The following is a 12,002-nucleotide window of genomic DNA, read 5'->3' on the forward strand; positions in this document are numbered from 1 at the left end:
CACTTTCTGCCTGTTCATGTAATTAATCTGTTAATTTCAAACATTATGATTATCGGTTTTTCACTGGGAAGTATGGATTTGACTTCCAAGCTGTTTCCTGATACCTTCCACGTAAGCCAGGATCGGAGCCTTTATGCAAATCTCATTGTTCTTTAATCCCAGCGTATCGTTGAAAAGCTTTTCACTGAAATCCAGGAGTTCTCCATATTCCCATGGAATTGCATTGTCTTCTGAAAAAATAGCTTCTCGGGACCTGTCAAGAACTCTCATCAACTCTCTTGTCCAAAGTCCTGCCAGAATATTCGGATACTGAACATCGAAAATTCCTTCCTTATTTCCTCTCTGTATCAACTGCGCATAGAGTTCGGTTGTGACTTTTTCAAAGTCATCTGCTATCTTTTTGATAATGATATGGTTGCCACTGAATGAATAAATGCGACTCAGTTTCGGCCAGTCTTTGACCTGATTAAGCTTATACCGGGTAATTTTAATCAGGACTTCGTTTATTGAATCTATGACCGGAGAATCACTTTCAAGTACCTCATCGTAGTAAAGCAGGAATTCGTGCATGTAATTCCGGGTAATTGCTTCAATGACTTCTTCCTTTGATTTGAAGTGATGATAAAAGCCACCTTTGGAACTGCCTGCCTTCTGGATTATATCCGCAACTGTGGTTTTATCGTATCCCTTTTCGGAAAATAGTTCATGAGCTGAGTTGATGATCCTGTCTTTCAATTCCATATTCTTTCCTTTACAAGCGATGAAGAGATAATAGAGAGTTATTAATCTAGCGATAGGCCGTCTTATTGAACCGCTTTATCAACACTATGACCAGAACAAGCTGCAGAATGATGCCTATTATCAATACTACCCACCACAGACTTTCACCTGCATACGCCATCCAGTAAGCTTTGCTGATCCAGTAAGGAGGAAACAGACCCATAAGCCAGACCCATGGCTCGGGCAAGAACCAGCCCAGCAGAATAGACCACCCGGCTATTCCACCAACTTTCGATAAAGCAAAACCTTCAACCTTGTTCCCGGCAAATGTTGCGAAGAACAGTGCCACAATTGATGCCGTCAGCGAGGCTCCGGCTATGAGCAAAAGCATTTGCCACAACGGCAAAAGGGCAAGGTCAATGAACAGGACCATTCCTGCAATAACAAAAAAACCCAGAAAAAAAGGCACAGCTACGCGGTACACCAGATAATACTTCAGGGGAACAGGTGTGACAAGCATGGCTTTGATGGTATTCCCATCCTTCTCATCAAGCAGGACGAAGCCAAAGACTGCACCTACAAGCAATGCCCCATCAAAGAGTGCAAAAAAGGCTACAAGCATTGGATACAGTTCAGCAAGACTTGTTGCAATGCCTTCCATCGGGAGCAGACCTGTCTCTGCCAGATACACATTCAGCCACGGAAGTCCATAATGTAGCACGGCTGCAATAATTGCGGCAAAAAGAAACATGAATATCAGAAAGCTGTCCCTTCGAATGAGTTTTACATCATTGCTTCCGAGATTGTACAGCAGTTTTGTGATCTGCATGTTCAGTTCACCTTCATGATGATGTGTGTATTGAAAGCACGGTATGCCCAGACCGAAAAGAGACCGATCTGTATGGCCGTGTAAACAACCGCATAACCCCATTCCCATGTCATGAGTGGAATGTATGCACCCTGCATCAGCATCGCCGGTGCGCTTGTAGGTATTATGAGAAACACAGGATGAACTATCCATCCAAGGAAATACAGAAACGGAAGTTGAAGTAATACTGCGATCATTGACATGGGTATGAGAAAATCAGTAATCCTGTCAAAACGAACTATCAAAATGATACCGATGAGTGTGTAGATCACTCCGATTGCGACAATGCCCAGCAACAGGAGTGGAATGTTCGGGAAAGTGACTTTGTCCGAAAAACTCATGATTAACATTGCACCACCGATCATCACGAATGATTCCAGCGTTGCCAGCGCGGTGAGACTTATCACCTTGGACAGGAGATATTCGAATATTCTCAGTGGTGAAACGATCACTGCATTGAGGGTGCCTTCGTCTTTTTCAAAGATAATCATGCCTGCAACGTAAAGCAACGTGGAACCACCTGCAACCATGAGCATCAAAGCCGGCACGACAGAATATAACTGGCTCGGACCTGCCACGCTGGATACTGCTACTGCAACGAGTATTCCTGCGATTATTCCAATAGTGTAAAGGTTGTTGCGTAGCTGTACGGTCACATCGGTCCTCATTGTGGAAACCAGACGACTCATGTATGGAGTGCCTCCCCGGTAACCTGAATAAAGATATTCTCCAGAGTGGTTTCCTGCGTGTGAATAGTTTCAATGTGTTTACCTGATTTTAACAGATTGATGAATTCATCGTCTTCCCCTATGCCATCAAGTGGGAATTCCTTACACTGGACATTCTCCGTCTCAGTGTTCACCTCGAACTGTTCTCCAAGATATTCCACACGAACGTTGCGTTTTCCGTACTGTTTTTTGAGAGCTGAAGGTGAGTCGATAATACCGATGTTACCTGATGTGATGAAGGCAACCCTGTCGCATAATTCATCCGCCACCATCATGTTATGGGTGGTTACAAAAACTGTTGTACCCTGACTGCGTAGTTCCAGCACCAGATCTTTGATCTTACGGGAACTAACCGGATCAAGACCGCTTGTCGGTTCATCCAGAAAGAGTATTTTCGGTCTGTGAATAAGACTCCGTGCAACATTCAGACGGACTTTCATACCTTTACTGAATTCAGAGACTTTTTTATTAGCATCATCCTTCAACCCTACCCATTCCAGAACTTCCATAGGTTCTGATGTTTCTCCCTCATAAAGCGAGCGGAAATAGTTCAGATTTTCCAGTGCTGTGAGTTTTAGGTAATGATTCGGCAGTTCGAATGAGACACCTACATGCTCGTAATAGTCCTGTCCCCATTCGCTGACCTCACGTCCCATTACCTCAATGCTACCTCCGTATTCTTTGAGAAGTCCGATTATCAGGTTCTGCGTGGTGGATTTCCCCGCACCCGACGGTCCCAGGAAACCAAATATCTCACCTTTATCTATTTCAAAATTCAGGCCGTGCAGTGTTTCATTCTCTGCACCGGGGTATGTATAGTTAAGATTTTTGACTGTAATCATCTGGATTGGTTCCTGTTTTATTAGTTTAATGGAAATATACAGACCGACGGTCGGTTTGTATATTGTAGTTGGTAGTCTATTGTATTTAGACTTTTGTGAGAATCGGCCTATAAAACGGATAAATTCAAAAGATATGTAATCAGAAATGAAAAAACACTACTTTATAGAGATAATTAAAATACAGCATAATTTATTTACAGTACTAAAGTATTATCAGATTTATCGAGCGAGGGGATCAACATAGACACAGATAAAGGTATCATAGTTCTGATAATAATTTTGCTGTCGGTAATTTCTGCCAGTGCATTTTTACATTCCAGAACACTCGAAAATCACGAAAATACCACATATAATACAAGTGATGGAAATACCAGCAAAGAACAGAACCCAAGTAATGTATCATACGAACAGGGAAATATCACCCATCAAACAAGTGCTGTAAACACCAAAATAGAACAAAGCACAGGAATTGTTTCTAAGGTTGACATTGATGCAGTTTCCACTAAACTACCTGAAGACCTGGATTACAATGAAACTGTCATAATAGACACGGAAAAATTGAATAATTCCGCAAAAGAGGGTAATATTAACCTGATACTGAACGATGAAAATATTGAAATCATTATTCAGAAATCAACTGAAAGGAAGGATAGGATTTGGTATAAAGGATTCACTAAAGAAAACCCGGATTATAATGTAGACATTACCATTAGAGGTGATGAAGTGTATGGCTTCATTGATACCTATGACAAAGTATACACCATATTCCCAACAAATGTTGTAGTTGAAGGGGAAATTATTCATGTAGTAATTATATCTGATATTCTTAATTCAAGATTAGAGCTAGAAAAATATCCTGTAGATCCTCTTACATTTGATATAATCAACGAAGACAGTTTAAATCATGAATTTGCCGTAGAAGTTTTTGATCCATATAACAAATCCATATTCAAGGAAAGTTATTCATTACATCCTGGTGAAACAATGAACTCGCCTGAAGTAAGTAAACAACTTGGATTACATCATTATGTGTACTCACTGGATAATGGGGAATCATTTGTACTCTATGTAAGAGTTGGACGTTCAACAAATATGGGTTCTTCTGAAAAGGCCTCATTTGAAATAACAAATGATATTACAAATCCATTGTTGGTTAGTACCACAATTGCGTAATCTAACTTTTAAAGCAGGGAAAAATAAGAACAGGAACAAAAGTACCAGAAGTTCATTTCTGGTACGTATCAATAATTTCCTGGAAAGAATCAGCAATATAAGAAAGATTCTCTCTGCCTACCTGAAAAGTACTGAGTTTGAAGTACTTGGTAAGTCCGGACTTAATTCCATGGATATTTCTTTTTTTGAGTTCTTTGTACAGGAAATACCTGCCTTTCTTTGCAGTCTGTGATATTTCATAGAACACAGGAGCCTCAAAGAACATAAGGTCATGGTTGTGTGGTTTATCACCCATCTGTATGATACCCATATCTTCAAGTTTGGCTGAGAACCAGCGTGCATCTGCAACCTCATTATCCCAGTTCTGCGTCCTGCGCACAACCTCAGGGAAAGATGCTATCATTGTCATCACGGTTGCACCTCTTGCAGTACATCCGAGAAGTTCTAATTCTTTTACTTTATGAGTTGGAGATTTTCTGAAAACTATGTCTGCATAGTCTTCCTTTACACCAAGAACACCGATAGGACCTGATGAAGCCATAGACTTGTGACCGCTTCCAACAACGAAATCAACGCCCATCTTCTTAGCGTGAATAGGCATCCTGCCTACAGAATAAGCTCCGTTGAGCATAAGAGGTACATCATAGCTGTGGCAGATATCGGAAATTCTCTTTACGTCTGCAAGGTTACCGTAACTGCCATCCGGATATGTGACCTGAGCCAGTGCAGGAGCTTTTCCGGTCTCACTGATGACTTCTTCAATGGCTGTGGCATAAGCTTCAACATCAGTTTTGTATTCGGGACTGCCACTGTGTGGAACAGTCTTTACATTAAGCCTTGCACGTTGAGCCGCAACGAATGATGAATAGTGAGCAAGCTCGTCAAGCACTACATAGTCACCTTCCTGACCCATGGAATGCATGACTGCAAATTTAGATTCTCTTGCACCATGGGTTATTCTTACAGCATCAGTATCCAGAAATGCAGGCAAAGCATTGTGAATTAGCTCCTCTATTGGAGGCTTTTTGATAAGGTCAAGAACACCACCACAGAAATCACAGACTGAGTATCCGTCTCCCCATTCAAGCAACGCCTTGCGGGCATCTTCAGTAAGTTTACCGCCTGTCTGAAGCGGATCAATATTTATCGCATCTTTCGGACCACGTGCGATAAATCCGAATTTGTTAAGAATAGAGTCATCAAGTTCCATAATATTACCCTGTTAATCTGTGAATTATAATGTAGTGAACTTTCCAATACTAGTTAAAAATGTTCGTTGCAAAATAATTTAGACCATCCTACTCAGGAAAACAGAAAGTTCCAGATCATAAAAAAATAATTTTAAATCTGGGATTAAAGAAAAGAAAAGTGCACAGAAGTGCAACTTAAAATTAATTAAATATCAATAGCAGTTTTGAAAACATCAAGGAACTCGTCACACTGGGTAACCATAACATTAGCAGCATCCTTGACAACTTCAATCGGATCTGCACCATCTGTCTTTACAAAAAGTATAGGATCACTAATTGAAACGTGTTTCATATCGTATGTTGCTATCTGAACTCTCTTGTCATCGAGCAGAGCGGACTTGAGCATATTGAGAAGAGTGTGGTTTTCCCCAATAATCTCAAGATGCATTTCGTCTTCTGTTTTGTCAATGATCTTCAATTCCATCTTTATCTCACCATAAGTAATGTGTAATTATTATGTAATTTAAACTATGATTATAAATTATAATCAATCGATAATCGGTTAGACTATTCCGGTACCGTAGTCTGCAGAGAGCTTTCTTGTCTCTGTGCGACCACATTCAGGACATTTCAGTTTCTTGTTGTCCTTTACCATCGGGCTGTGACACCTTGAGCAATATGCTTTCATGACACCAAGGGATTTATCATCGGTGCTCAGACGCATGTTCTGGGTGTTAATGACCTTTGCTTTGACAACATCAGAAAGTGAAAACTCGTATCCAAGATTCTTTACATAGGAATCCTTCACGTTGGACACATGAATTGCTGCAGCACCATTTGTCTGGAACTCACGCTCTCCTTTTCCTTTGATTGCACCGATCTCAACAAGAGCTACTGAATCACGCATATTGACAACACTTCCAATAATAATGTCGCCTTCTTTGATCTCAGGAGGAATGCTTGTCTGAGGTACCACAGAGATTGTTCTTGATTTCCTGTCAACTTTTACATATCCGGTGTTAAGTGAGTGAATATCTGCAACGTTGACATAAGTTCCTGAACCTGCTTTGAACTCTTCAGTAGTTCCCACAAAGTCACCAGGCATTACAAATACAGATTCTTCTGTACTAAGTTCCTCTTCATCATCCATATCATCATCTTCTGTTGAGCCTTCATCGGGCTTATCATCTTTCTTTCCTGACCTTCTATTACGGCCCTGTCCTTTCTTTTCAACAGCTTCTTCCACAGCTTCTGCTGCTTCCTTGACTACTTCTGAGGAAAGAACCTCTTCTTCACTTACCTGCTGGTCTTCAGAATCAGATGATTTGATCTTCCTGCGTGAAGTCTTACGTCTATTTCTTATCCTAATTAGAATCCCTTCTTATAATCTGAAATTATATAAAAATGCACAAATCCATGAATTCCTTCAAGTAAGAACCGCATTTCTTAAAATATTATCGCACTATCCGATAAATCTCTACCTTTACCATTTCTACTTCTTTTTTATGGAATTTAAATGTTCGTTTCATTGGAAATGCTGTTGAGTACCAGTCTGTAATTCTGGCATCACCTATGAACTTACTTATAAACTCATGGCTCCCGCAATTATGAATAGAATATATCACATCACTGGTTTTCAACGCACTTAAAAGAAACGGTCGGTCATTACCTTTGGCCTGAGCACCGAACGGCGGATTCATGACAACAGTATCAGCATGCCCATCTACCTCAAAAATATCGGCATGGACGAACTCAACGTCAACACCAAGTTTCCCGGCATTTTTCCGGGCAAGTTCCAGAGCCTTGTTATCAACATCAAAACCAACAACCTTCTCTGCACCAAGAAGCTTTGCACCAATTGCAAGCATACCTGTCCCGCATCCCAGGTCAAAAACTGTTCCTTCAAGATCACCCTGCATATATGCAAAATGAAGAATTTCAGCCGCAAGTAATGCAGGAGTAGCATATTGTTCCAGGTTCACATTTGGAGAATCAAAACCCTCTACCTGCTCCAGCAACATCTCAAGCTTACGCTGCTTCAATCTTATTCACCTGTTATTTCATCAAAGTAAAGGTCTTCCCATTCCCTTTCGCCAAGCACTATCTCAAACTCCAGCGGAGTCAGCATCGGAGCATGGAACCTTCCAACCTCATCAATAGCAAGACGAGGGCATGCAGTGTTGACGAATGCATCAACTTTGAACTGTAATAATTGATCCGGAGTTACAAGGTCCATTGTAAAAATATGTGCATCTTTGCCATGCTCTTTTGCCATCTGTTTAAGCTCCTTAGCAAGTTCCATGCGTTCCTGTCCGGGTTTCGATGAAACAATGATTCCAAAAATCTCTGCATCAAGGGATTTTGCAATCACAGCACTTCTCTGTCTCAGAACCTTTGAGTAATCTGCTTCCCTTAACTCGTTGACAAATGGATCAGCGATAAGTACACGCTTCTTCATGGCAAGTGAAACACCAAGAGGATGGAATTGTCCGCTTCCAATGAACAGATACTCATCACAATCTGCGTTGCGTGCAGAAGAGAAATTACATCCAAGAACCTGACCGGGATATGCAATCTTGCTGTCACCGGAACAAATTACACATTCTTTTCCATGTTTTTCCAGAATCTTCACAGCATCACCCAGCTTATGAACATGCTGCACCGTTGTGATAAGACCAATGCGCTTGCCTTCCAGTCTGGAAGCTGCCAGTCCAACAACATCCTTTACATCAACAGCCGACCTGGTTTCTATGAAATATACTTTCTGTGAAAGTTTGTTATCGTCAAGATGAGCATGCCCGAAGTGGAAGAGAATATCAACATCATTAATCAGAGCAACGTCAAGGTCACAGGCTCCAAAACACGGATTGCCAGAAATAAAAACACTAACCTCTGTCTCATCCTCAATACGTGAAGCTATTCCCGGCGAACGTCTCTTAAAACCTTCTGGAAACTGCAATCCCACTACTTTTGCACCTGTATCTCTGATTACTGAGATTATATACTCAAGCTGAAAATCAAAAGCTTCGCCGTCACTCATGTATATCCTCGATGGAAACACCTTTCTCAGTCACATCAATGCGAACAAGAGTCTTCACATCAATACCCATTTCCTTTAGTCTTGAAACACCGTCACCACGTTCAATGACTACAATGGCATCTGTCACGGTGGCACCTACCCCTTCAAGAGCACTCATAAGTGCTACAAGAGTACCTCCGGTGCTGATGACATCGTCCACAATAAGAACCCTGTCACCTTCGAAGATATCATTAATGTAGAGTTCACCCTTGGAGTAACCGGTTTCCTGTGACAGTTTTATTTCACCTTCAAGACCATACTGTCTCTTCCTTATAATACAAAAAGGAACTCCGGTCTTCATTGAAATTGCAGTTGCAAGAGGGATTCCCATTGCCTCTATTGCAATTATCTTATCAAAATCCTTGCTGACCATCCCCAGAATGTGCTCAGTGACCTCTTCCAGAAGTTCCGGCTCAAGTCTTGGAACTCCATCTGATATCGGATGAATAAAATAGTGATATTTTCCCCTGTGAACGATTGGTGCATTCAGCAGGGATTCACGTAGTATCTTTAGCATAGTTATCGCCTTACTACCTGCCAGTATATAAATGGAGACCGTTGAAGTAAGAACTTCAAGGTCAAATCACTGAAAAAGCCGTTACCTGATCCCTCTCCTGCGTAATAGCAGAATAAAGAGCCTCCTTACTCAGTGACATCGGATGATAGTAACTTCCATTACTTTTCATTGCAACCTCCTTTGCAAGCATTGAACCGGTTGCACTGATATCAACTACAAGAATATTGACTCGGTGGTCAGCTATCTGCTTGCAGACCTGCCTGATCTCCCTCCTGATATTCCCACCAAGATGAAGCGGAGAATTAGCAGTGCCATCTGTTACAAGTATCATAATAGGAACGGCAGACGGTTCTTTCTTTACTTCCCTGATAAGAGTGTCAAGACCCCTTAGCATTCCGGAAGCCATTGGAGTTGTCCCTCCGAAAGGAACCTTCTCAAGATACCTTTTTGCAGCTTCCACAGACGATGTGAACGGCAGCACCAGTTCACCGGAACGACCACTGTATGTCACAAGTGAAACCCTGTCCCTGCGCTGGTAAGCATCTTTCAGCAAAGCGAGAACAACACTGGTGGTGATTTGAACTTTGTCGCTCTCATCCATAGAACCGGATGTGTCAAAAACAATGTTAATCAGACTTGAAATACGTCTTCTTCGTACTTTCTCCCTGATGTCACCTTTTTTAATCTCAATCTTGCCATCCTTGGCATGATGAGCTGCAGCCCTTACAGTTGGAGCAATGGCAATATCAGTAATTTTCTCTCCGGGCATCCTGTACCTTACATACCTTCCACGCTTGCTCTTGGTGAGAACCTCTGCACGTCTACCGGATTTCAGTCTGCCTGCTGCGAGTCTCTTCTTCTGGGAATTGCGGGCAAAGTCATTGAGAATCTTACCAACTGTCTTGTCCTCTTTAAGATCATCAAACAATTTGCTGGATTCGGATTTTGTGACTCTTGACTCGTCTCCTAACTCTTCCTCAAGTTCATCATGACTGAGAATAGGAACGTATTCTTTAGGAGTGAGTTCTACACATACTTCAGGTTCATAAACACATATTTCTTCGGATTCGTTTTGATCTGCTTCAAAGACAATTTCATCAGGAAGAGAAACCGGAGCTTCAAAAGATAGTTCCTCAACCGGGTAATCTTCTTCTGGGACTTCCTGAGATTCCAGAGAGTCCTGAACTTCCGGATTATCATTTGCTTCCAGATTTTCATGCTCATCCGGCACTTTATTTATAGAAACTTCCTCACCTTCAACAGGTTTCAGAATATCGGCAAATACAGACCTTTCTGGGTCAATTTCCTGAGAAGTGGAATTTTCAGTAGCAACGAAGGTATCTTTGGGAATGATATCCTCTACTAGAGAACTGTCAGGTTCTGACGTATCAGGTGGTAAAATTATAGCATCATCGATAGCTATATTCTTTTGAGCATACCTGAATACATCTGCGATAGCTGAATCTGATGTCCCGATAAGAGGCTTGAAAAATGTTTCAGGTTCAATTGAAATATGATCGGAATCCGCAACTATGCAGACATCCTCAATTTCACCCGGCCTTATCTGCTCCATATTTGCATACAGGTTTTCGTACAGAATATCCGTATCCTGCTTGGAAAAATGTGAAACTGAAGCTCTGGGGATACGTAGCCCAAGCACAGGATATCCTAAGTGTAACACTTTAATGCCATAATTGCGAGGAAGATTCCTGCGCAGGCGCTGAACAAGTTCATCGTCCATACCCGCACCTCATTCAAACCTTGCCGTCAACAACCGCTCTTAGCTGATCAACACTGAATTCCTCTTCCTCAAATGGCTTCTTACGCATCCTGTGCGGAAGCACCATTTCAGAAGCTTCGATAATATCATCGTTAGTGATACGTTCCCTGCCCTCATAAGCAGCATTTGTCCTGGCGGCACGCTCTATCATGATATCCGCACGGTGTCCGTCCACATTAAAAGCAATACAAATTTCCGCAATGGTGCGCAGGTTATCTCTTGTTGTGGTGACACGGGGAAGCATCTGCATGGCTTTTACAATCTTAGAACGCAGTTTTTCCTGTTCTGCCTCAAACTCACGGATGAACTGTTTAGGCTCATCGTTAAACCTGTTACGCCGTTCCACAATTTCGATACGCTGCTCTACATCATAGATACCGGTAACTTCAACCTGCAATGCTATCCTGTCAAGCAACTGCGGACGAAGCTCACCCTCTTCGGGGTTCATACTTCCCACAATAATGAAATTTGCAGGATGGCTTACACTTACACCTTCACGCTCAACGGTGTTCACACCCATTGCAGCAGCATCCAGAAGAGCATCAACTACAAAATCATCGAGCAGGTTTATTTCATCAACATAAAGAATTCCACGGTTTGCCTGGGCAAGAATTCCCGGATCAAATGCCTGTACACCCTGGCGCACAGCTTTCTCAATATCAAGACTTCCTACAACCCTGTCCTCTGTTGCACCAACTGGAAGGTCCACGACCCTCATCTGCCGCCTGCCAATGTAAAGTGTACCTTTGCGTTTCTTTTCCTGGCATTCCCAGCAGAACTTTTCAGGATCGTTAGGGTCACAATTGAATTTACAACCCTCCACCGTTTCGATCTCAGGTAATATTTCAGTAACGCCTCTTACGGCGGTTGATTTTGCAGTACCTTTCTGGCCGCGTATAAGAACGCCGCCAATAGATGGATTAATAGTGTTAAGAATGAGTGCACGGAGCATTTTCTCCTGTCCGACAATTCCGGCAATCGGATAAAGTACTCTTTCTGTTTTAGTAGCCTGTCTGGCAATGTCCTCCAGATATTCTGATGGAGAATCATTTTCTACGACTTTAGGAACTTCTGTTATTGTTCCAGTGATACTTGAACTCATATT

General features: G+C 41.9%; 13 protein-coding genes. 1 reads left to right on the forward strand and 12 read right to left on the reverse strand.

Features of this window, described 5'->3' with window-relative positions; all coding sequences use genetic code 11:
* Positions 1 to 60: 60 nt before the first annotated feature.
* Genes METTI_RS05255 through METTI_RS05270 form a run of 4 tightly spaced genes read right to left on the reverse strand, consistent with a single transcriptional unit; the run spans position 61 to position 3,158 of the window.
* On the reverse strand, positions 61 to 741 hold the full coding sequence (locus tag METTI_RS05255; RefSeq protein ID WP_023844789.1) for a TetR/AcrR family transcriptional regulator: 681 nt from the start codon (positions 739 to 741) through the stop codon (positions 61 to 63).
* Between the two features lie 46 nt (positions 742 to 787).
* A complete protein-coding gene (locus METTI_RS05260; protein WP_023844790.1) occupies positions 788 to 1,549 on the reverse strand; it encodes a hypothetical protein in 762 nt (253 codons plus the stop codon).
* A 2-nt stretch (positions 1,550 to 1,551) separates the two neighbouring features.
* The gene (locus METTI_RS05265; protein WP_023844791.1) at positions 1,552 to 2,277 is read right to left on the reverse strand and encodes a fluoroquinolone export ABC transporter permease subunit; all 726 of its coding nucleotides are present in this window, start codon (positions 2,275 to 2,277) and stop codon (positions 1,552 to 1,554) included.
* The gene (locus METTI_RS05270) at positions 2,274 to 3,158 is read right to left on the reverse strand and encodes an ABC transporter ATP-binding protein (RefSeq protein ID WP_023844792.1); all 885 of its coding nucleotides are present in this window, start codon (positions 3,156 to 3,158) and stop codon (positions 2,274 to 2,276) included. Before METTI_RS05270 ends, METTI_RS05265 begins: the two co-directional genes overlap by 4 nt.
* A 279-nt stretch (positions 3,159 to 3,437) precedes the next feature.
* Between METTI_RS05270 and METTI_RS05275 the strand changes: the two genes are divergently transcribed.
* Positions 3,438 to 4,331, forward strand: coding sequence for a hypothetical protein (locus METTI_RS05275; RefSeq protein ID WP_023844793.1), 894 nt, complete (start codon positions 3,438 to 3,440; stop codon positions 4,329 to 4,331).
* A 52-nt stretch (positions 4,332 to 4,383) separates the two neighbouring features.
* On the opposite strand, the gene pscS is transcribed toward METTI_RS05275, so the two are convergent.
* The 8 genes from pscS to METTI_RS05315 form a co-directional block, all read right to left on the reverse strand.
* Complete coding sequence (pscS, locus tag METTI_RS05280) at positions 4,384 to 5,541, reverse strand: O-phospho-L-seryl-tRNA:Cys-tRNA synthase (RefSeq protein WP_023844794.1); 1,158 nt, start codon at positions 5,539 to 5,541, stop codon at positions 4,384 to 4,386.
* A gap of 185 nt (positions 5,542 to 5,726) precedes the next feature.
* Positions 5,727 to 6,005 (reverse strand): DNA-directed RNA polymerase subunit L, encoded by a 279-nt coding sequence (locus METTI_RS05285; RefSeq protein WP_023844795.1) that lies wholly within the window; start codon positions 6,003 to 6,005, stop codon positions 5,727 to 5,729.
* A 78-nt stretch (positions 6,006 to 6,083) separates the two neighbouring features.
* Positions 6,084 to 6,767, reverse strand: coding sequence for an exosome complex RNA-binding protein Csl4 (locus METTI_RS05290; RefSeq protein WP_023844796.1), 684 nt, complete (start codon positions 6,765 to 6,767; stop codon positions 6,084 to 6,086).
* Between the two features lie 208 nt (positions 6,768 to 6,975).
* Positions 6,976 to 7,563 (reverse strand): METTL5 family protein, encoded by a 588-nt coding sequence (locus METTI_RS05295; protein ID WP_023844797.1) that lies wholly within the window; start codon positions 7,561 to 7,563, stop codon positions 6,976 to 6,978.
* A gap of 2 nt (positions 7,564 to 7,565) precedes the next feature.
* Positions 7,566 to 8,561 (reverse strand): diphthamide biosynthesis enzyme Dph2, encoded by a 996-nt coding sequence (gene dph2, locus METTI_RS05300; RefSeq protein ID WP_023844798.1) that lies wholly within the window; start codon positions 8,559 to 8,561, stop codon positions 7,566 to 7,568.
* Positions 8,554 to 9,117: a hypoxanthine/guanine phosphoribosyltransferase gene (hpt, locus tag METTI_RS05305; RefSeq protein WP_023844799.1), complete on the reverse strand. Its 564-nt coding sequence runs from the start codon at positions 9,115 to 9,117 to the stop codon at positions 8,554 to 8,556. The genes dph2 and hpt overlap by 8 nt, the downstream gene beginning before the upstream one ends.
* A gap of 61 nt (positions 9,118 to 9,178) precedes the next feature.
* Positions 9,179 to 10,858, reverse strand: coding sequence for a VWA domain-containing protein (locus METTI_RS05310; protein WP_023844800.1), 1,680 nt, complete (start codon positions 10,856 to 10,858; stop codon positions 9,179 to 9,181).
* A 13-nt stretch (positions 10,859 to 10,871) separates the two neighbouring features.
* The gene (locus METTI_RS05315) at positions 10,872 to 11,999 is read right to left on the reverse strand and encodes an ATP-binding protein (protein ID WP_023844801.1); all 1,128 of its coding nucleotides are present in this window, start codon (positions 11,997 to 11,999) and stop codon (positions 10,872 to 10,874) included.
* Positions 12,000 to 12,002 lie beyond the last annotated feature (3 nt).

Source organism: Methanolobus tindarius DSM 2278, from assembly GCF_000504205.1.
GTDB classification, from domain to species: Archaea; Halobacteriota; Methanosarcinia; order Methanosarcinales; family Methanosarcinaceae; genus Methanolobus; species Methanolobus tindarius.